This is a genomic window from Streptomyces sp. ISL-94, from assembly GCF_018614075.1.
Taxonomy (GTDB): Bacteria; Actinomycetota; Actinomycetes; order Streptomycetales; family Streptomycetaceae; genus Streptomyces.
This window is the reverse complement of the sequence record NZ_JAGGOZ010000113.1, coordinates 46431-67298: the sequence shown is the minus strand read 5'-3', so window position 1 is coordinate 67298 and position 20868 is coordinate 46431. Positions and strand designations below refer to the sequence as shown.

The window sequence follows — 20868 nt, the reverse complement described above, 5'->3', positions numbered from 1 at the left end:
CGTGCAAGGATCGGATGTGTACGCGAAGACTGCTCAAAGGGGAGCGACATGGCCGCCAAGCCGCCCGTAGGTGATCCGGTACAGGACGCCCCGCAGGTCGATCCGCCGAAGCACGCGGCCGCCGGACTGCCCGCGATCGGGCACACCCTGAAGATCGCGCAGCAGCAGATGGGCCTGGCCCGTACCGCCCGCACCCTGCTCAAGGTCAACCAGAAGGACGGCTTCGACTGCCCCGGCTGCGCCTGGCCCGAGGGCGACAAGCGGCACACCGCCGAATTCTGCGAGAACGGCGCCAAGGCCGTCGCGGAGGAGGCCACCCTGCGCCGGGTCACCCCGGAGTTCTTCGCCGCGCACCCCCTGTCCGACCTGGCCGCGCGCTCCGGCTACTGGCTCGGGCAGCAGGGCCGCATCACCGAGCCCGTGTACCTGCCGCAGGGCGGCGACCGGTACGAGGCCGTGAGCTGGGAGCGGGCCTTCGCGATCATCGCGGAGGAGCTGCACGCCCTCGCCTCCCCCGACGAGGCACTCTTCTACACCTCGGGCCGCACCAGCAACGAGGCCGCGTTCCTCTTCCAGCTCTTCGCCCGCGAATTCGGCACCAACAACCTGCCCGACTGCTCCAACATGTGCCACGAGTCCTCGGGCTCCGCGCTGAACGAGACGATCGGCATCGGCAAGGGCAGCGTCTCCCTCGAAGACCTCCACCAGGCCGACCTGATCATCGTCGCCGGCCAGAACCCGGGGACGAACCACCCGCGCATGCTCTCCGCCCTGGAGCAGGCCAAATCCGCCGGCGCGAAGATCATCTCGGTGAACCCGCTGCCCGAGGCCGGGATGGAGCGGTTCAAGAACCCGCAGACCCCGCTCGGCATGCTCAAGGGCACCGCCCTCAACGACCTCTTCCTCCAGATCCGCATCGGCGGCGACCAGGCCCTCTTCCGCCTCCTCAACAAACTGGTCATCGAGGCGGGCGGCGCCACCGACGAGGAGTTCATCCGCGATCACACCCACGGCTACGAGGAGTTCGCGGCCGCCGCCAAGGAAACGGACTGGGACGAGACTCTCACCGCCACCGGGCTCACCCGGCCCGAGATCGAACGCGCCCTGGCCATGATCCTCGCCTCGAAGCGCACCATCGTCTGCTGGGCCATGGGCCTGACCCAGCACAAGCACGCCGTCGCCACCATCCGCGAGGTCGTCAACCTCCTCCTGCTGCGCGGCAACATCGGCCGCCCCGGCGCCGGCGTCTGCCCCGTCCGCGGCCACTCCAACGTCCAGGGCGACCGCACCATGGGGATCTTCGAGCGCCCGGCCCCGGCCTTCCTCGACGCCCTCGACAAGGAATTCGGCATCACCTCGCCGCGCGAGCACGGCTTCGACGTGGTCCGCTCCATCCAGGCCCTGCGCGACGGCCGGGCCAAGGTGCTCTTCGCCATGGGCGGCAACTTCGTCGGCGCCACCCCCGACACCGAGGTCACCGAGGCCGCGATCCGCCGCGCCTCCCTGACCGTGCACGTCTCCACCAAGCTCAACCGCTCCCACGCGGTCACCGGCCGGCGCGCCCTGATCCTGCCCACCCTCGGCCGCACCGACAAGGACGTCCAGGCCGCGGGCAAGCAGTTCGTGACCGTCGAGGACTCCATGGGCATGGTCCACTCCTCCCGCGGCAACCTCGCCCCCGCCTCGCCTCACCTGCTCTCCGAGCCCGCCATCGTGGCCCGCATAGCCCGCGCCGTCCTCGGTGAGGCCTCGAAGACCCCGTGGGAGGAGTTCGAGCGGGACTACGCCGCCATCCGCGACCGGATCTCCCGCGTCGTCCCCGGCTTCGAGGACTTCAACGCCCGCGTGGCCCGCCCCGGCGGCTTCCAGCTCCCGCACGCCCCGCGCGACGAGCGCCGCTTCCCCACGAAGACCGGCAAGGCGAACTTCACCGCCGCACCCGTGGAGTACCCGAAGGTCCCGGCGGGACGGCTGCTCCTGCAGACCCTGCGCAGCCACGACCAGTACAACACCACGATCTACGGCCTCGACGACCGCTACCGCGGCATCACCGGCGGCCGCCGCGTGGTCATGGTCAACCCCGAGGACGCCGCCGAGCTGGGGCTGGCCGACGGCTCCTACACGGACCTCGTGAGCGAGTGGAAGGACGGCGTCGAGCGGCGCGCGCCCGGCTTCCGCGTCGTGCACTACCCGACCGCCCGCGGCTGCGCCGCCGCCTACTATCCCGAGACCAATGTGCTGGTCCCGCTCGACTCGACCGCGGACACCAGCAACACCCCCGCGAGCAAGTCCGTCGTCATCCGCTTCGAACCGGCCTGATAGAACGACCCAGGACACAATGGTTAACGAGCGTTGACGAACGGAGCCGGCCCATGGGCGAGCAGCACGCAGTGAAGTTCCCGCAGGAGGTACTCGACGAGTACGCGGCGCTGGGCCTGGACCTGCCCGCCCTGTTCTCGGCGGGCGCCCTGGGCCAGCGGATGGACATACAGGTCCTGGAGGCCTCGGCCGAGCGGGTCGTGGCCACGATGCCGGTCGAGGGCAACACCCAGCCGTACGGGCTGCTGCACGGCGGGGCCTCCGCCGTGCTGGCCGAAACCCTCGGCTCGGTCGGCGCGATGATGCACGGCGGCATCAACAAGATCGCCGTCGGCGTGGACCTGAACTGCACCCACCACCGGGGCGCCCGCTCCGGCCTGGTCACCGGCGTCGCCACCCCCGTGCACCGGGGCCGCTCCACCGCCACCTACGAAGTCGTCATCAGCGACGAGCAGGAGCGCCGCGTCTGCACCGCCCGCCTGACCTGCCTGCTGCGCGACGCCGGCCCGGCCGCCGAGGGCCCCGCCGGAGCCTGACCCCGGCCGAGCCGGAGCCTGACCTCGGCCGACGCGCTGCCCAGGCGCCACCCCGGCCGACGCCCTGCCCCGGGCCCGGCCCCGGCCGGCGTTTCGCCGGGGCCTGACCACGGCCGGCGCGGACCCCGCTCCACCCCGCACTGCCCCGCAGGCCCGTACCCCCCGCCCCACCCGGCGGGCGTCCGGGCCTGCGGCCGTTCCGGCCCCGGCACGGCTGCCGGGCCGTGACCGGGCGGGCGCTCGGCCCGCGCCTCCGACCGGTCTGCGCCCCGCCCCGGCCGCACCCGCCCGGAATCCGCCAGTCCGCACCGCCCGCGTCCGCAGCTGTTGTGTCACCGATCGTGACCGCCTACCTTCCCCTCATGGGGACCCCGTCACGTTCCACGGTCCGGTACGCCGCCTCCACCCTCCTCGCGGCGCTCGCCCTGACCGGATGCTCACCTTCCGCCCCACGGCAAACGGCCTCTACCGAGAGCCCCGCCCCCAGCCCCTCCTCCCCCGCCCAGATCTGCACCAGCCTGGTGTCCTACTGGGCCAAGGAGACCCTCATGGGCACCAAATGGTCCGGGCTGGACTGGGAGCAGAAGGGGCTTTCCAACGAGCAGTACGCGATCCACGAGGACGCGGTCGCCGCCGGCCGCGCCGAGGAGCGAACTTCCGGACGCGACAAGGCACTTGAGCTCATCGACCGGTTCGTGGCCCAGCGCTGCGCGGAGCAGAACGGGGCGACTTGGAGCTCCGAGAACTGGCGGCCCCCGAAGTGACCCCGGTCACCGGATTCCCGGGTGCGCTGTCCGGCTTCCGGGCACGTACCCCGTACGACCCAACCGCAGGTGGCAGGCCCTTTTGACCAGGGAAGCAAGATCCATCCCGGTGAGGTAAAGCGCCCTCTTCCATCACCCAGCGTAATGGAAAGGCCGGATCGAATGCCCCTATTCCCCTGGGAATGGCCACCCCGTGGAATCTTTCGGCCACGCACTGCCACTTTCGGCCGAATTTGATCAAAGACAGGTGCATGGAGGCCTCAAGCCCCTTAGGGGAGCAGGTGTTTCTCACCATGCGGACATTCCCCGTCGTCACGAAATGTCCGTTCTGTCCACACTCCCGCCACACATTCTTGCCTTTGGCATAACAAGAGCGTCACATCATCCTTTCCCCGCTCCCCGTGTTCGCCACCTCGGGCCTAGAGTCACGGCCAGTCACCGCGCCGATGTGCGCGACTCAGCACGGCCGTGGACCTCCCAGTGCGGCCCGGCGACCTACCGGCACCTCGACAGAGAGCGCCGCGCCAGGGAAAGGAAGAATCGTGCGACACCGTTCTTTGCTCGTCCTCACCACCGTGATCACCACGGGAGCACTGACCCTCACCGCTTGCGGATCGCGCGACGGAGAATCCAAGGACAACGGCGGCGGCAAGAAGACCGTCGTGGTCATCGGCGTGGACGCCCCCCTCACCGGCTCGCTCTCCGCGCTCGGCCAGGGCATCAAGAACTCCGTGGACCTCGCGGCCAAGACGGCCAACAAGAACAACGAAGTCCCCGGCATAGAGTTCAAGGTCGAGGCCCTCGACGACCAGGCGGTCCCCGCCTCCGGCCAGGCCAACGCCACCAAGCTCGTCGGCAACAAAGACGTCATCGGCGTCGTCGGCCCGCTGAACTCCGGCGTCGCCCAGCAGATGCAGGGCGTCTTCGCCTCCGCCAAGCTGGCCCAGGTCTCGCCCGCCAACACCAACCCCTCGCTCAGCCAGGGCGACAACTGGGGCAAGGGCGAGTTCAAGCGCCCCTTCGACAGCTACTTCCGCACCGCCGCCACCGACGTGGTCCAGGGCAAGTTCGCCGCCCAGTACCTCTTCAAGGACGCCGGCAAGAAGAAGGTCTTCGTCGTCGACGACAAGCAGACCTACGGCGCCGGCCTGGCCGCGATCTTCTCCGAGGAGTTCAAGAAGCTCGGCGGCGAGGTCGTCGGCACCGACCACGTCACCGTGAAGGAGACCGACTTCTCCTCCACCGCCGACAAGGTCAAGAGCTCCGGCGCCGACTCCGTCTACTTCGGCGGCCAGTACCCCGAGGGCGGCCTCCTCGCCGACCAGATCAAGAAGACCGGCGCCAACATCCCGCTCATGGGCGGCGACGGCATCCAGGACCCGGCGTTCATCAGCGCCTCCGGTGAGGCCAACGAGGGCGACCTCTCCACCTCCATCGGCTACCCGGTCGAGAAGCTCCCGACGGCCAAGCAGTTCATCGAGGACTACAAGGCCGCCGGCTACAAGGACCCGTACGCCGCCTACGGTGGCTACTCCTACGACGCCGGCTGGGCCGTCATCCAGGCCGTCAAGGCCGTCGCCGCCGCCAACGGCGGCAAGCTCCCCGACAACGGCCGCGCCGCTGTCGTCGAGGCCCTCGGCAAGGTCTCCTTCGAAGGCGTGACCGGCAAGGTCGCCTTCGACCAGTACGGCGACACCACCAACAAGCAGCTCACGGTCTACAAGGTCGAGGGCGGCAAGTGGATCGACGTCAAGAGCGACACGTTCAACCAGTAATCCCGTAGTCCCGTAGTCCCGCACCACCAGGCCGGTCCGTCCGACCGAACGGCCTGACCCGCAACAAAAGAACCAGCCGCGCGAGGGCGCAAACAGCGCCCTCGCGCGGAGTCTTATCCGACACGCTCATCGGAGGCCCTGCGGTGCACGAACTGCCGCAACAGCTGGCCAACGGCCTTGCCCTCGGTGCCCTTTACGGCCTCATCGCCATCGGGTACACCATGGTCTACGGCATCGTCCAGCTCATCAACTTCGCCCACGGCGAGATCTTCATGATCGGCGGCTTCGGCGCGCTCACCGCCTACGCCATCCTCCCGACCGGCACCTCCCTGCTGATCGCGATACCCGTCATGATCGTCGGAGGCGCACTCGCCTCCGTCCTCGTCGCCACCGCAGCCGAACGCTTCGCCTACCGCCCCCTGCGCAGCGCCCCCCGGCTCGCCCCGCTCATCACCGCAATCGGCCTCTCGATCGCGCTCCAGCAGCTCGTCTGGCAGTTCTACCCGGACGCCAAGAAGGCAGTCAGCTTCCCCGAGTTCAAGGGAGCAGCCTTCAAGATCACCGACAGCCTCGCGATCCAGCGCGCGGACGCCTTCGTCCTCATCCTCGCCCCGCTGTGCATGCTCGCCCTCGGCGTCTTCGTCTCCAAGAGCCGCAGCGGCCGCGCCATGCAGGCCACCGCGCAGGACCCCGACACCGCGAAGCTGATGGGCATCAACACCGACCGCATCATCGTCATGGCCTTCGCCATCGGTGCCGCGTTCGCCGCCGTCGCCGCCGTCGCCTACGGCCTCGACAAGGGCCAGATCAACTTCGAGATGGGCTTCATCCTCGGCCTCAAGGCCTTCACCGCGGCCGTCCTCGGCGGCATCGGCAACATCTACGGCGCCATGGTCGGCGGCGTCGTCCTCGGCCTCGCCGAGGCCCTCTCGATCGCCTACATCGAAGAAATCCCCGGCATGCAGCAGCTCGGCGGTGGAGCCTGGTCCAACGTCTGGGCGTTCGTACTCCTCATCGTCGTCCTCCTCGTGCGGCCACAAGGCCTGCTCGGCGAGCGCGTCGCGGATCGGGCGTGAGAACCATGACCACCACCAACACCACCACCCCGCAGACCGCCCCCGCCAAGCAGGACACCGCCGCCCCCACCGCACTCCTCTACGCGGTCATCGGCGGCAGCCTCCTCACCGTCGTCAGCGCCTTCCTCGCCTGGACGTGGACCGCCGAATTCCCCGGCGACCTCACCTACTACGGCAGCCCGGCGCCCATCCAGTTCCTCAGCCTGGTCGCTGCCCTCCTCACCGCCGCCCACGCGCTCTCCGCGCTCGGCGTCAAGGGCCTGCGCTGGCTCACCCCCACCGGCGCCCGCAAGCCCCTGTGGATCCTCTCCCTCGGCACCCTCGCCGGCACCTGGTTCACGGTCATCGCGATCGCCTGGGTCCTCGGCGGAGTCGTCCACCTGGAGCCCGGCGCCTACGTCGCCCTCGTCGGCTCGCTCATCCCGGCCCTCGCCGCGCACAAGCTCCCCGACGACAGCCACAAGGCCGCCCCGGCCAAGAAGCTGCCCTCCTGGGCCGAAATCCTCATCATCACCGGCGTCTTCGCCCTCGGCCTCTACGTCATCACCTTCGGCATCGACACCGATGACAAGGAACCGCAGCTCTTCGTCACCTACCTGATCATCATCGGCTTTGCGGCCTTCGCCCTGCTCAAGTCCGGCCTCCTCGACCGGTTCAGCACCATCACCGCGAACAACCGCCAGGTCACCCTCATCGGAACCGCTGCCGCCGCGATCGCCTTCCCCTTCATCCAGCAGAGCGGCGACACCTACACGCTCATCGCGGTCAACATCCTGATCTTCGCGACCGTCGCCCTCGGCCTCAACGTCGTCGTCGGCCTCGCCGGCCTCCTCGACCTCGGCTACGTCGCCTTCCTCGGCGTCGGCGCCTACGCCGCCGCCCTGGTCTCCGGAAGCACCGCCTCCGCCTTCGGCGTCCACCTCCCCTTCTGGGCAGCGGTCATCGTCGGCGCCCTCGCCTCGCTCATCTTCGGCGTGGTCATCGGCGCACCCACCCTCCGCCTGCGCGGCGACTACCTCGCCATCGTCACCCTCGGCTTCGGAGAAATCTTCCGCATCGCCATGGGCAACCTCGACGGCGACTCCGGCCCGGACATCACCAACGGCCCCAACGGCATCCCCAACATCCCCCACCTCGACCTCTTCGGGTGGAACTTCGGGGAGTCCCACACCGTCGGCGGCATCGTCCTCGGCGCCTACGCCAACTACTACTTCCTGATGCTGCTCGTCATGGCCCTGGTGGTCCTGATCTTCGCCCGAGCCGGCAACAGCCGCATCGGCCGCGCCTGGGTCGCCATCCGCGAAGACGAAACCGCCGCCGAAGCCATGGGCATCAACGGCTTCAAGGTCAAGCTCATCGCCTTCGCCCTCGGCGCCACCCTCGCCGGCCTCGCCGGCACCGTCCAGGCACACGTCAACAGCACGGTCGTCCCCGAGAACTACGTCTTCGCCGGCCCCGTCCCGCCGAACTCCGCGTTCCTCCTCGCCGCCGTCATCCTCGGCGGCATGGGCACCATCCGCGGCCCCATCCTCGGCGCCGCACTCCTCTTCCTGATCCCGGCGAAGCTGGCCTTCCTCCAGGACTACCAGCTCCTCGCCTTCGGCATCGCCCTCATCCTGCTCATGCGCTTCCGCCCCGAAGGCCTCATCGCCAACAAGCGGGCGCAGCTCGAGTACCACGACGACACCGCTGACCAGGCCCCCACGGACCTGGCCACCGCCAAGGCGGGGGCGTGAACACCATGACCACCACAGACACCACCACCGCGACCACGACCACGGCCACCGTGCTCGAAGCCAGCGGCGTCACCATGCGCTTCGGCGGCCTCACCGCCGTCAAGGGCGTCGACCTCAAGGTCAACGCCGGCGAGATCGTCGGCCTCATCGGCCCCAACGGCGCCGGCAAGACCACCTTCTTCAACTGCCTCACCGGGCTGTACGTCCCCACCGAGGGAACCGTCAGCTACAAGGGCACCGTCCTGCCGCCCACGCCCCACAAGGTCACCGCAGCAGGCGTCGCCCGCACCTTCCAGAACATCCGGCTCTTCCACAACATGACCGTGCTGGAGAACGTCCTCGTCGGACGCCACACCCGCACCAAGGAAGGCCTCTGGTCCGCCATCCTGCGCGGCCCCGGCTTCAAGAAGGCCGAAGCCGCCAGCGAAGCGCGCGCCATGGAACTCCTCGAGTTCATCGGCCTCCAGAACAAGGCCGGCCACCTCGCGAAGAACCTCCCCTACGGCGAACAGCGCAAGCTGGAAATCGCCCGCGCCCTCGCCAGCGACCCCGGCCTCATCCTCCTGGACGAGCCCACCGCCGGCATGAACCCGCAGGAAACCCGCGCCGCCGAAGAACTCATCTTCGCCATCCGCGACATGGGCATCGCCGTCCTCGTCATCGAGCACGACATGCGCTTCATCTTCAACCTCTGCGACCGCGTCGCCTGCCTCGTCCAGGGCGAAAAGCTCATCGAGGGCACCGCCGCCGAGGTCCAGGGCGACGAGCGCGTCATCGCCGCCTACCTCGGCACCCCCTTCGAGGGCGCCCCGGGCGACGAAGAGGTCGCCGAGGTCGAAGCCGCCGAAGCCACCGCGGAGGCGGAGGCGGAGGCCGAGGCCGAAGCGGAAGCCGAGGCCGAAGCGGAAGCCGAGGCCGAAGCCGAGGCCGAAACCGCGGCCGAAACCGAAGCCGCGGCCGAAACCGAAGCCGCTTCGGACAGCACCACCAGCACCACCAGCACCACGGAAGGAGAGGCCAAGTGACCGCACTGCTCAAGGTCGAAGACCTCAAGGTCGCCTACGGCAAGATCGAAGCCGTCAAGGGCATCTCCTTCGAAGTCAACGAAGGCGAAATCGTCTGCCTCGTCGGCACCAACGGCGCCGGCAAGACGACCACCCTCCGCACCCTCTCCGGGCTCCTCAAGCCCACCGCCGGCACCGTCACCTTCGACGGCAAGCCCCTCGCCGGCGTCCCCGCCCACAAGATCGTCTCCATGAAGCTGGCGCACTCCCCCGAGGGACGCCACATCTTCCCCCGGCTGACGATCGCCGAAAACCTCCAGCTCGGCGCCTTCCTGCGCACCGACAAAGAGGGCATCGAGAAGGACATCCAGCGCGCCTACGACCTCTTCCCCATCCTGGGAGAGCGCCGCAAGCAGGCCGCCGGCACCCTCTCCGGCGGCGAACAGCAGATGCTCGCCATGGGCCGCGCACTCATGTGCCAGCCCAAGCTGCTCATGCTGGACGAGCCCTCCATGGGCCTCTCCCCGCTCATGATGCAGAAGATCATGGCAACCATCGCCGAGCTCAAGGCCACCGGCACCACCATCCTGCTCGTCGAGCAGAACGCCCAGGCCGCCCTCTCGCTGGCCGACCAGGCCCACGTGATGGAGATCGGCAAGATCGTGCTCTCCGGCACCGGCCAGGACCTCCTGCATAACGAGGACGTCCGCAAGGCCTACCTCGGCGAGGACTGACCCCCGCCCCGCATGCCGTGAGGCCCGTCTCCCCTCGGGGGGAGACGGGCCTCACGCATGTCCTGGGCGCCTACTTGGCGGCGTCCTGCTGCTGCTTCTTCTCCTCGGCGTCCTCGATGACCGCCTCGGCAACCTGCTGCATGGACATACGGCGGTCCATGGAGGTCTTCTGGATCCAACGGAACGCGGCCGGCTCACTGAGCCCGTACTGGGTCTGCAGAATGCTCTTGGCCCGGTCCACCAGCTTGCGGGTCTCCAGCCGCATCGAGAGGTCGGCGACCTCCTTCTCCAGCGCCTTCAGCTCCGCGAAACGAGAGACCGCCATCTCGATGGCGGGCACGACGTCGCTCTTGCTGAACGGCTTCACGAGGTACGCCATGGCCCCGGCGTCACGCGCCCGCTCGACCAGGTCGCGCTGCGAGAACGCGGTGAGCATCAGCACGGGCGCGATGGACTCCTCCGCGATCTTCTCGGCCGCGGAGATCCCGTCCAGAACGGGCATCTTCACGTCGAGGATGACGAGGTCGGGCCGGTGCTCACGCGCCAGCTCGACGGCCGTCTGCCCGTCCCCGGCCTCACCGACGACGGCGTACCCCTCCTCCTCGAGCATCTCTTTCAGGTCGAGACGGATGAGCGCCTCGTCCTCGGCGATGACGACACGGGTCGTCAGCGGCGGAACGTGCGACTGGTCGGCGTCGGGCATGGGCGTCGACTCGTGCTCGGCGGTCACGGGTGGCTCCTCTTTGCGGGGCATAACAAGCTCCCCTGAGCCTACCTAGCTGCGGTAAGGTGGTCTCGCACAGGGCTCCCCCGAGCCTTTGTTTCTTAGGCCCCAGTACTCCAACTGGTTAGAGAGGCCGCTCTCAAACAGCGGACAGTGTGGGTTCGAATCCCACCTGGGGCACTTTGCTTGGAATCCATGGTCACGCGTTCCTCGCGTGGCCATCACTCTTTTCGGCGAAGCGCAGCGAAATGCGCCACCTTTCCGGATTTGGCGCGGCAGCTTCGACCGCATGTACGACATGGACACGCGCAAGCGCACCCTGGAACTTCTGAGCAATGGCCGCAGCATCAACTCGGTCAGCAAGGAGACAGGAATATCCCGGGCAGCCATCCGTGCCTGGAAGGTACGCATCGCACCGCTCCCCCGCATGGAACTCGCCCCGTGTTCGGGTCCGGGCGACCCCGCCTCCTACGCCTACCTCCTCGGTCTCTATCTCGGCGACGGCTGCATCAGCCCTCACCCGCGAGGGGGCCAGTACCTACGCATCGCCTGCGCGGACGACTGGCCGGGACTCATCGAGCAGTGCCGTGCAGCGATCTTGGCGGTCCGCCCGTCCGACAAGGTCTATGTCCTGCAACGCCAAGGTTGCGTCGCCGTCACCAGTTACGGACGGCACTGGACCTGCCTCTTTCCTCAGCACGGCCCTGGCAAGAAGCACGACCGGCGGATCGCTCTCGAAGGCTGGCAGCAGGAGATCGTCAACGCCCACCCCTGGGAGTTCATCCGGGGGCTCATCCACTCCGACGGGTGCCGGATCACCAACTGGACCGTCCGGAACGGCAAGCGGTACGAGTACCCCCGGTACTTCTTCACCAACAAGTCGGACGACATCCGGAAGCTCTGCACCGACACCCTCACAGCCGTCGGCGTCCAGTGGACGATCACAGCACGCGGCAGCGACCCGTACAACGTGTCCGTCGCCCGCAAGGCGTCCGTCTCGCTCATGGACGCGCACGTCGGGCCGAAGTACTGAGGGCGGCGCCTGCCCAGGGCGCCGGCCTGTCGAAGTCGTGCCGGGTATCGGCTGTACGGCCTCGATGCGCTGCTTCGTTGCCGTGGTGGCGCGTTGGGGTGGTGGGCGTGGAGCGGCCTGCTCGTGGGGGGCTTGGGGTGTTCCTTGATCGTCGTGCGGTGGCCGTAGGGCCTAGGGTCGAGTTGAGGTCAAGGCTTTCGATGAAGGGGACTGTGGTGAGCGAGAAGGCCCGGCGGTTGTTCGATGCGTTGGATCTGAATGCGGATGGTGAGTTGACGCGGGTGGAGGTGATCACGGCTTTGCGGTCGAAGGGGCCGACGCTTGCGGCTCGTGATGTTCTGCCGATGTGGGCTGTGGGGGATGTGGATGCGTCGTCGGCGTTGTTCGATGCGGCGGATGCGAATGGGGATGAGGTGTTGACGTTCGAGGAGTTCGAGGCGGTCGTGGATCGGCGGTTCGGCTGGTAGGGGGTCATGGGCGGGGTGTGAGGCCGTCCAGGATGGTGGTGACGTGGGCTGGGGCGTCGGTGGGGTCGAGGGGGGCGTGGGCGATGAGGAGGCGGTACCAGAAGGGGCCGAAGATCAGGTCGGTGGCGTGGTCGAGGTCTGTGGTGGCGGGGATTTCTTCGCGGGTGATGGCGCGGGTGAGGAGGGTGGTGACGAGTTCGCGGCGGGTGTGGACCCAGGCGCGGAAGGGTTCGGCGAAGGCGGGGTCGAGTTGGGCTTCGGCCATGAGGCCGGTGAGGGCTTTGGCGCGGGCGGGGTCGCTGCCGATGCGGTAGAGGTCGGTGATGAAGGCGGTGAGGTCGCCGGGGAGGGTGCCGGTGTCGGGTTCGGGGACGCGGGTGGTGGTTTCGTGGGTGTAGGCGTCCATGACGAGGGCGGGTTTGGATTTCCACCAGCGGTAGACGGTGCTTTTGGCGACGTTGGCGCGTTTGGCGACGCCTTCGATGGTGAGGGCGCCGTAGCCGTGTTCGACGAGTAGGGCGGTGGTTGCTTCGAGGACGGAGTGGTGGGCGTCTTCGTTGCGGTGGCGTCCGCCTGTCCGGGGTGGCCGGTTCTGTGGATTGGTTGACACGTCATCACGATAGCCCTACCTTTAATCGAAACGCTGCGTAGCGTTTCGATTGATTGGTTGATCAGGGGGACGAGTCATGAGCAGGATCGTGATCGCGCACGGGTACGGCATGAGCGGTGGGGAGCACTGGTATCCGTCGGTGGCCGAGGAGCTGGGTGCCGAGGGGCATGAGGTGCGGGTGCCGGACTTCCCGGAGCCGTTCGCGCCGGAGGCGGCGGCGTGGCTGAAGGGGCTGCGGGCGGAGACCGAGGGTGCGCGGGCCGGGGAGACGGTGCTGGTGGGGCACAGTCTGGGCGGGGTGAATGTGCTGCGGCTTCTGCAGGAGCACGACACCGAGGCCGAGGGGGCTTTCGCGGGGGTGGTGTTCGTGGCGTCGATGAATGCCGGTGTGGGGTATGACGCGCTGGCGCCGTTCTTCTCGCCGGAGTTCGACTGGGTGGGGATCCGTGGTGCGGCGCGGGAGTTCCGGGTGCTGCATGCGGCTGATGACCCGGTGACCGGGGAGCGGACCTCGGAGCACATCATGCGGTTCGTGACGGAGCTGGGGGCGGTGGCGCGGGTGACCGCGTCGGGCGGGCACTTCCCGAGTACGGGTGAGAGCCTGCGGGAGCTGCCCGACGCGGTGCGTCTTATACGTGAGGTGCTGTAGCGGCTGTGTGAGGTGCTGTTGCGGTGGCTAGCGGACGGCGTCGCCGATGTGGTGGATGCGGACGAGGTTGGTGGATCCGCTGACGCCGGGGGGTGAGCCGGCGGTGATGACGACGACGTCGCCGGGGATGCAGCGGCCGATGCGCAGGAGTTCTTCCTCGACTTGGGCGACCATGGCGTCGGTTGAGTCGACGTGGGGGCCGAGGAAGGTTTCCACGCCCCAGGTGAGGTTGAGTTGGGAGCGGGTGGCGGGGTCGGGGGTGAAGGCGAGGAGGGGGATGGGTGAGCGGTAGCGGGAGAGCCGGCGGACGGTGTCTCCGCTCTGGGTGAAGGCGACGAGGAATTTGGCGTCGAGGAAGTCGCCCATTTCGGCGGCGGCTCGGGCTACGGCTCCGCCTTGGGTTCGGGGCTTGTTGCGCTCGGTGAGGGGTGGGAGGCCCTTGGCGAGGATGTCTTCTTCGGCGGCTTCGACGATGCGGGACATGGTGCGGACGGTTTCGACGGGGTATTTGCCGACGCTGGTTTCACCCGAAAGCATCACGGCGTCGGTGCCGTCGATGACGGCGTTGGCGACGTCGGAGGCTTCGGCGCGGGTGGGGCGGGAGTTGTCGATCATCGAGTCGAGCATCTGGGTGGCGACGATGACGGGTTTGGCGTTGCGCTTGGCGAGTTTGATGGCTCGCTTCTGGACGATGGGGACTTGTTCCAGGGGCATTTCGACGCCGAGGTCGCCGCGGGCGACCATGATGCCGTCGAAGGCGGCGACGATGTCGTCGATGTTCTCGACGGCTTGGGGCTTTTCGACCTTGGCGATGACGGGGAGGTGGCGGCCTTCTTCCTTCATGATGCGGTGGACGTCGTGGATGTCGCGGCCGCTGCGGACGAAGGAGAGGGCGATGATGTCGGCGCCGATGCGCAGGGCCCAGCGGAGGTCTTCGATGTCCTTTTCGGAGAGGGCGGGGACGGAGACGGCTACGCCGGGGATGTTGAGGCCTTTGTGGTCGGAGACCATGCCGCCTTCGACGACGGTGGTGTGGACGCGGGGGCCGTCGATTGCGGTGACTTCGAGGGTGACGCGGCCGTCGTCTACGAGGATGCGTTCGCCGGTGGTGACGTCGGCGGCGAGGCCTTTGTAGGTGGTGCCGCAGGTGTGGCGGTCGCCTTCGTGGTCTTCGACGGTGATGGTGAACTCGTCGCCGCGTTCAAGGAGTACGGGTCCTTCGCGGAATCGGCCGAGGCGGATCTTCGGGCCTTGAAGGTCTGCGAGGATGCCGACGCTGCGGCCGGTTTCGTCGGCGGCTTTGCGTACGCGCTGGTAGCGCTCTTCGTGTTCGGCGTAGGTGCCGTGGCTGAGATTGAAGCGGGCGATGTCCATTCCGGCTTCGACCAGGGCTTTGATCTGGCCGTATGAGTCGGTGGCGGGGCCCAGGGTACATACGATTTTCGCTCGGCGCATGAGGCGAGCGTATTCCCCTACCAGGCAGTAGGAAATTGGTTCCGGGTGTCCACTCAACAACCTTTGGGCAAAAGGTTGTTGACAATTGTTGAATGTGCATGGGGGTGCTCTGATGAGCACCCCCGGGGCGCCGATTGTGCGGGTCTCAGAGTTGGGGAGGGGTCATGGTGAAGCGGGCGTTCACCTGGGCGTAGACGGTCTGGCGCTGTGGTTCGAGGTCGAGTGGCGGGGGGCCGGCGTCCTCGGCGGTGCTGAAGGCCATGGTGCGCATTCCGGCGGCGGGGGCGGCCTGGAAGGGGACGGCGTTCTCGGCTCCGAGGTCGGCGAGTTCGACGAGGGCGGCGAGGCGGGCGCCGAGTGCTTCGGCGTATTCGCGGGCGCGTTGGACGGCTTCGAGTACGGCTTGGCGGCGGGCTTCGCCGTGGGCGGGCGAGGTGGGGCGCAGGGCCCACCAGGGTCCGTCGATCTGGGTGAGTTCGAGGTCGGCGAGGCGGGTGGTGAGTTCGCCGAGGGTGGTGAAGTCGTTGAGTTCGGCGGTGATGTGGACGCGGCCGTGGTAGGCGCGGATGCGTTCGCCGCGGCCGTGGCGGGTGAGTTCGGGGGTGATGGAGAAGGAGCCGGTTTCGAGTTTCTCGACGGGGTCGCCGTAGCCCTTGAGGAGGTCGAGGACGGTGTTGTTGCGGCGGGTGAGGTCGTCGAGTGCGGTGCGCCGGTCGGTGCCGCGGGCGCTGACGGTGATGCCGATGCGGGCGATCTCGGGGTCGACTTCGATGCGGGCTTCGCCGCGGACGGCGACGCGGGGTACTTCGGGGGTTCCGTAGGGCTGGTGCGATGCGTCCTGGGTCATGGTTTCACTCTCGCACTGTCGCCCGTACGGGTCCGGTCATCGGATCGAAACCTGGCAGGGGTATTGCTGCCTGTTGCCGCTGGGTCAGAATCTACGCGCGTTGTTCACGCCTCAAAAGGGGAGATGGCATGGCGTTCGACCGTAGGACGTTTCTGGGGACCACGGCTGCGACTGGTGCGGCCGTGGCGTTGGCGGGGGCCACGAGCACTCCGGCCGCGGCACAGTCCGAGTCGGGGAGGCCGCCGCGGACGTACTCGTTCACGGTGATGGGCACGACCGATCTGCACGGGAATGTCTTCAACTGGGACTATTTCACGGACAAGGAGTTCGACGACAAGGCGCACAACGATGTGGGTCTGGCGAAGATCTCCACGCTGGTGAATCAGGTGCGGGCGGAGAAGGGGCGGTGCAACACGCTGCTGATCGACGCGGGTGACACGATCCAGGGCACGCAGCTTTCGTATTACTACGCCAAGGTGGACCCGATCACGGCGCGGCGGGGTCCGGTGCATCCGATGGCCCAGGCGATGAACGCGATCGGCTACGACGCGGCGGCGCTGGGGAACCACGAGTTCAATTACGGCATTCCGGTGCTGCGCAAGTTCGAGGAGCAGTGCGACTTCCCGCTGCTGGGGGCGAATGCGCTGGATGCGAAGACGCTGCGGCCGGCGTTCCCGCCGTACAGCATGCACCGGCTGCGGACCCCGCACGGGCCGGATGTGAAGGTGGCGGTGCTGGGGCTGACGAACCCGGGGATCGCGATCTGGGACAAGGCCAATGTCCAGGGGCAGATGACGTTCCCGGGGTTGGAGGAGCAGGCGGCGAAGTATGTGCCGCGGCTGCGTTCGCTGGGTGCGGATGTGGTGATCGTGTCGGCGCACTCCGGGTCGAGCGGGACCTCTTCGTACGGGGATCAGCTGCCGTACATCGAGAACGCGGCCGGGCTGGTGGCGGAGCAGGTGCCGGGGATCGACGCGATCCTGGTGGGGCACGCGCACACGGAGATCCCCGAGTACCGGGTGAAGAACAAGGCGACCGGCAAGGACGTGGTGCTGTCGGAGCCGCTGAAGTGGGGGCAGCGCCTGACGCTGTTCGACTTCGAGCTGGTGTGGGCGAAGGGCCGCTGGTCGGTGGCGCAGGTGTCGGCGAAGGTGCTGAACTCCAACACGGCGGCGGAGGACCCGGAGATCACGGGGTTGCTGTCGGACGAGCACCGCAAGGTCGTGGCGTATGTGAACCAGGTGATCGGCACGTCGACGCAGGCGATGTCCTCGGCGGACGGCCCGGTCAAGGACGTGGCGATCATCGATCTGATCAACCATGTCCAGGCGGAGACGGTGAAGGCGGCCCTGTCCGGTACGGAGTGGGCGGCGCTGCCGGTGGTGTCGCAGGCCTCGTGCTTCTCGCGGACGGCGTCGATCCCGGCCGGGCAGGTGACGATCAGGGACGCGGCCGGCCTGTATCCGTTCGAGAACACGCTGGAGGCGCGGCTGCTGACCGGTGCGCAGCTGAAGGACTATCTGGAGTACTCGGCGAGGTACTACGTGCGGACCGCTCCGGGTGATGTGGTGGATCCGGCAAAGCTGACGAACTCGGAGAGCACGCCGGACTACAACTACGACGCCGTGTACGGGTTCACGTACGACATCGACATCGCGCAGCCGGTCGGTTCGCGGATCACGGGGCTGTCGTTCCAGCGGAAGCCGGTGGATCCGGCGGGGCAGTTCGTGCTCGCGGTGAACAACTACCGGGCCTCGGGCGGCGGGAACTTCCCGCATGTGCCGCAGGCCAGGCAGTTGTGGGCGAATTCGGATGAAATACGTAACACGATCATCCAGTGGGTGAAGGCGAAGGGGACGGTGGATCCGACGCAGTTCGCGTCGGTGGACTGGCGGCTGACCCGGGCCGGGGTGCCGGTCTTCTAGGGCAGGCCGCGGCGGTCGCCGGCCCGTCGGGGTCCGCCCGGCCGGATGTCGCCTGATGCCGCCTACGGGTGTTCGACCAGCGGGAGCAGTTCGACGGCCGGCTGTGGCCGGGTGTGTTCCCGCTGTTCGAGCCCGAAGGTGGTGAAGGCGGTGCGTACGGGCTGGGGGTAGGGCTCTTTGCCCGTGAGGGTGTTCAGGATGGCGGCGCTGCGCCAGGCGGCGAGGCCGAGGTCCGGGGCTCCGACGCCGTGGGTGTGGCGTTCGCCGTTCTGGACGAAGATGCTGCCGGTGACGGCGGGGTCGGTGATCATCCGGTAGTGCTCGTCGATGCGGGGGCGGCCGGAGGAGTCCTTGCGCAGGTAGGGGTCGAGGCCTGCGAGGAGGCTGCTGAGGGGGCGTTCGCGGTAGCCGGTGGCGAGGACGACGGCGTCGGTGGTGAGGCGGGAGCGGGTGCCCTGTTCCACGTGTTCGAGGTGGAGTTCGACCTTGGTGGTGGCGACGCGGCCGGCGGTGCGGACGCTGACTCCGGGGGTGAGGACGGCGTCGGGCCAGCCGCCGTGGAGGGTGCGGCGGTAGAGCTCGTCGTGGATGGCGGCGATGGTGTCGGCGTCGATGCCTTTGTGGAGCTGCCATTGGGCGGGGACGAGTTTGTCGCGGACGGGTTCGGGGAGGGCGTGGAAGTAGCGGGTGTAGTCGGGGGTGAAGTGTTCCAGGCCGAGCTTGGAGTACTCCATGGGGGCGAAGGAGGGGGTGCGGGCGAGCCAGGTGAGGCGTTCGCGGCCGGCGGGGCGGGCGCGGAGCAGGTCGAGGAAGACCTCGGCTCCTGACTGGCCCGATCCGATGACGGTGACGTGTTCGGCGCCGACGATGCGTGCGCGGTTGTCGAGGTAGTCGGCGGAGTGGATGACGGGGACGGTGGGGGCTTCGGCGAGGGGGCGCAGGGGTTCGGGGACGAAGGGGGCGGTGCCGACGCCGAGGGCGAGGTGGCGGGTGTAGGTGCGGCCGAGGGCTTCGGCTTCGCCGTCGGGGTCGAGTTGGGTGAAGTCGACTTCGAAGAGGTCGCGTTCGGGGTTCCAGCGGACGGCGTCGACCTGGTGGCCGAAGTGGAGTGCGGGGAGGCGGCCGGCGACCCAGCGGCAGTAGGCGTCGTATTCGGCGCGCTGGATGTGGAAGCGCTCGGCGAAGTAGAAGGGGAAGAGACGTTCCTTGTGCTTGAGGTAGTTGAGGAAGGTCCAGGGGCTGGCCGGGTCGGCGAGGGTGACCAGGTCGGCGAGGAAGGGGACTTGGAGGGTGGCTCCGTCGAGGAGGAGTCCGGGGTGCCAGCGGAAGTCGCGGCGCTGGTCGTAGAAGGCGGTGGCGAGTTCGCCCGCTCCTTGGTGCGGCAGGCCGTGGGCGAGGGCCGCTAGGGAGAGGTTGAAGGGGCCGATGCCGATTCCGACGAGGTCGTGGGGTGCATCGAGCTGGGCGGTCATCGGTGGGTTCTGCCTTCCAGGAGGGTGACGAGGGTGTCCAGGTCCCGCGCGGTGGCGTGGGGGTTGAGCAGGGTGGCTTTGAGCCAGAGGCGGCCGTCGGCGTGGGTGCGGCCGAGGACGGCGCGGCCTTCGTGCAGGAGGGTGCGGCGCAGGGTGGCGACCTGGGTGTCGTCGGCGTGGGTGGGCCGGAAGAGCACGATGGTGAGGGTGGGCGCGCGGTGGAGTGTGAAGCCGGGGTGGGCGTCGAGGAGCCGGGCGAGGTGCTGGGCGAGTTCGCAGGTGTGGTCGATGAGGCGGGCGAGTCCGTCGCGGCCGAGTGAGCGCAGGGTGGTGGCGATCTTGAGGGCGTCGGGGCGGCGGGTGGTGCGCAGGGAGCGGCCGAGGAGGTCGGGGAGGCCGGCTTCGGTGTCGTCGGTGGCGTTGAGGTAGTCGGCCTGGTGGGCGAGGGGGGCGAGGAGGGCGGTGTCGGGGACGGCGAGGAGTCCGGCGGCGACGGGCTGCCAGCCGAGTTTGTGGAGGTCGATGGTGAGGGAGTGGGCGCGGTCGATGCCGTCGAGGGTGGCGCGGTGGCGGGGGCTGAGGGCGAGGAGGCCGCCGTATGCGGCGTCGATGTGGAGGTCGGCGCCGTAGCGGTCGCAGAGGTCGGCGATGCGGTGGAGGGGGTCGATGAGTCCAGCGTCGGTGGTGCCGGCGGTGGCGGTGACGAGGACGGGGCCGGGGGTGGCGGCGAGGGCCTCGGCGAGGGTGGCGGGGTCGAGGGTGCCGGTGGGGGTGGGGAGGGCGGTGGCCGGGGGCAGGCCGAGGAGCCAGGCGGAGCGCGGGATGGAGTGGTGGGCGTTGGCGCCGTGCAGGACGGTGAGGCCGGGTCCGTGGCGTTCGCGGGCGAGGAGGAGGGCGAGCTGGTTGGCTTCGGTGCCGCCGGTGGTGATGAGGGCGTCGGGGTGGGGTGTGGTGGCGTAGAACTCGGCGGCGAGGGTGCGGGTGAGGAGGGCCTCGATGGTGGAGGCGGCGGGGGCCTGGTCCCAGGAGTCGAGGGAGGGGTTGAGGGCGGAGGCGGCGAGGTCGGCGGCGGCCGCGACGGCGAGGGGCGGGCAGTGCAGGTGGGCCGCGCAGAGGGGGTCGGCGGGGTCGGCCGCGCCGGCGGCGAGGGTGTGGACGAGGGTTCGGAGCGCTTCGTGGTCTCCGGTGCCGTGCTGGGGCAGTACGTCGCCCAGCGCGGCTTGGACGCGGGCCGCGATGGCGTCGGGGCCGCCGGCCGGGAGGGGTCCGCCGCGCTCTTGGGCTCCGGTGTGCAGGGCGTCGAGGACGGTGTCGAGGAGGGGCCTCAGGGCTTCGGCGCCGTCGCGGCCCCCGGCGAGCGGGGGCGGTGTACCGGGCGGCACTGTCATGCGGGGTCCTCCGGAGGCTGGGCGGGCGGGCTGGGCGGCTGCGGCTGTACGCCGAGGCAGGGCGGGGCACCCCGCCGGTACAACGATCCGACCCGAATGGGGTAACCGCCGGGGTTTGTCCGGAACCGATTCCAGACCGGTTCTCCGACGCCGGTCCCCGGCGGGGCCTGCGGGGGCCTGGGGAAGCCGAGGGGGCCGGGGAGGCCTGCGGGGGCCGGAGGCCCGAGGCCCGAGGCCGGAGCCGGAGGCCCGAGGCCGGAGCCGGAGCCGGAGGCCCGAGGCCGGAGCCGGAGCCGGAGGCCCGAGGCCGGAGCCCGAGGCCGGGGCCGGAGCCGGGGCCGGAGCCCGAGGCCG

Annotated in this window: 18 protein-coding genes and 1 tRNA gene; 13 read left to right on the top strand and 6 right to left on the bottom strand. The window is 69.0% G+C overall.

Annotated elements, in window-relative coordinates:
• The first annotated feature begins 48 nt into the window (after positions 1–48).
• From J7E94_RS29380 to J7E94_RS29345, 8 genes are all read left to right on the top strand, one after another.
• Complete coding sequence (locus J7E94_RS29380) at positions 49–2319, top strand: FdhF/YdeP family oxidoreductase (RefSeq protein WP_215019834.1); 2271 nt, start codon at positions 49–51, stop codon at positions 2317–2319.
• Positions 2320–2372: 53 nt separating this feature from the next.
• Positions 2373–2855 carry a PaaI family thioesterase gene (locus tag J7E94_RS29375; protein WP_215019833.1) on the top strand — a complete coding sequence of 161 codons (483 nt, stop codon included), beginning with the start codon at positions 2373–2375 and terminating at the stop codon, positions 2853–2855.
• A 362-nt stretch (positions 2856–3217) separates the two neighbouring features.
• Positions 3218–3619, top strand: a complete 402-nt coding sequence (locus J7E94_RS29370; protein ID WP_251057399.1) for a hypothetical protein — start codon at positions 3218–3220, stop codon at positions 3617–3619.
• Between the two features lie 542 nt (positions 3620–4161).
• Positions 4162–5394: a branched-chain amino acid ABC transporter substrate-binding protein gene (locus J7E94_RS29365; protein ID WP_215019831.1), complete on the top strand. Its 1233-nt coding sequence runs from the start codon at positions 4162–4164 to the stop codon at positions 5392–5394.
• Positions 5395–5537: 143 nt separating this feature from the next.
• A complete protein-coding gene (locus J7E94_RS29360) occupies positions 5538–6470 on the top strand; it encodes a branched-chain amino acid ABC transporter permease (protein WP_215019830.1) in 933 nt (310 codons plus the stop codon).
• A 5-nt stretch (positions 6471–6475) separates the two neighbouring features.
• Complete coding sequence (locus J7E94_RS29355) at positions 6476–8206, top strand: branched-chain amino acid ABC transporter permease (protein ID WP_215019829.1); 1731 nt, start codon at positions 6476–6478, stop codon at positions 8204–8206.
• 5 nt (positions 8207–8211) lie between these two features.
• Positions 8212–9231, top strand: a complete 1020-nt coding sequence (locus J7E94_RS29350) for an ABC transporter ATP-binding protein (RefSeq protein WP_215019828.1) — start codon at positions 8212–8214, stop codon at positions 9229–9231.
• Positions 9228–9944: an ABC transporter ATP-binding protein gene (locus tag J7E94_RS29345; protein ID WP_215019827.1), complete on the top strand. Its 717-nt coding sequence runs from the start codon at positions 9228–9230 to the stop codon at positions 9942–9944. Before J7E94_RS29350 ends, J7E94_RS29345 begins: the two co-directional genes overlap by 4 nt.
• 70 nt (positions 9945–10014) lie before the next feature.
• On the opposite strand, the gene J7E94_RS29340 is transcribed toward J7E94_RS29345, so the two are convergent.
• Positions 10015–10647: an ANTAR domain-containing response regulator gene (locus tag J7E94_RS29340; protein WP_215019877.1), complete on the bottom strand. Its 633-nt coding sequence runs from the start codon at positions 10645–10647 to the stop codon at positions 10015–10017.
• Positions 10648–10773: 126 nt separating this feature from the next.
• On the opposite strand from J7E94_RS29340, the gene J7E94_RS29335 reads away from it, so the two are divergent.
• The 3 genes from J7E94_RS29335 (at position 10774) to J7E94_RS29325 (ending at position 12168) form a co-directional block, all read left to right on the top strand.
• Positions 10774–10848 (top strand) — tRNA-Leu (locus J7E94_RS29335).
• Positions 10849–10957: 109 nt separating this feature from the next.
• Entirely contained in the window at positions 10958–11701 is a 744-nt protein-coding gene (locus tag J7E94_RS29330; protein ID WP_215019826.1) for a transcriptional regulator, read from the top strand.
• Positions 11702–11916: 215 nt separating this feature from the next.
• Complete coding sequence (locus tag J7E94_RS29325) at positions 11917–12168, top strand: EF-hand domain-containing protein (protein WP_215019825.1); 252 nt, start codon at positions 11917–11919, stop codon at positions 12166–12168.
• 4 nt (positions 12169–12172) lie between these two features.
• Here J7E94_RS29325 and J7E94_RS29320 read toward each other — a convergent pair whose 3' ends face one another.
• Positions 12173–12778, bottom strand: a complete 606-nt coding sequence (locus J7E94_RS29320; protein ID WP_215019824.1) for a TetR/AcrR family transcriptional regulator — start codon at positions 12776–12778, stop codon at positions 12173–12175.
• Positions 12779–12854: 76 nt separating this feature from the next.
• Here J7E94_RS29320 and J7E94_RS29315 point away from each other — a divergent pair, with 76 nt between their 5' ends.
• Positions 12855–13427 carry an alpha/beta hydrolase gene (locus tag J7E94_RS29315; protein WP_215019823.1) on the top strand — a complete coding sequence of 191 codons (573 nt, stop codon included), beginning with the start codon at positions 12855–12857 and terminating at the stop codon, positions 13425–13427.
• Positions 13428–13454: 27 nt separating this feature from the next.
• Here the strand turns inward: J7E94_RS29315 and pyk are convergent, their stop codons facing one another.
• Both pyk and J7E94_RS29305 read right to left on the bottom strand, forming a co-directional pair.
• A complete protein-coding gene (gene pyk, locus J7E94_RS29310) occupies positions 13455–14882 on the bottom strand; it encodes a pyruvate kinase (protein ID WP_215019822.1) in 1428 nt (475 codons plus the stop codon).
• A 145-nt stretch (positions 14883–15027) separates the two neighbouring features.
• Entirely contained in the window at positions 15028–15729 is a 702-nt protein-coding gene (locus J7E94_RS29305; RefSeq protein WP_215019821.1) for an SIMPL domain-containing protein, read from the bottom strand.
• Between the two features lie 128 nt (positions 15730–15857).
• Between J7E94_RS29305 and J7E94_RS29300 the strand changes: the two genes are divergently transcribed.
• Positions 15858–17654 (top strand): bifunctional UDP-sugar hydrolase/5'-nucleotidase, encoded by a 1797-nt coding sequence (locus J7E94_RS29300; RefSeq protein ID WP_215019876.1) that lies wholly within the window; start codon positions 15858–15860, stop codon positions 17652–17654.
• A gap of 62 nt (positions 17655–17716) precedes the next feature.
• Here J7E94_RS29300 and J7E94_RS29295 read toward each other — a convergent pair whose 3' ends face one another.
• Entirely contained in the window at positions 17717–19126 is a 1410-nt protein-coding gene (locus J7E94_RS29295; RefSeq protein WP_215019820.1) for a lysine N(6)-hydroxylase/L-ornithine N(5)-oxygenase family protein, read from the bottom strand.
• Positions 19123–20514, bottom strand: coding sequence for an aminotransferase class V-fold PLP-dependent enzyme (locus J7E94_RS29290; protein WP_215019819.1), 1392 nt, complete (start codon positions 20512–20514; stop codon positions 19123–19125). The genes J7E94_RS29295 and J7E94_RS29290 overlap by 4 nt, the downstream gene beginning before the upstream one ends.
• Positions 20515–20868 lie beyond the last annotated feature (354 nt).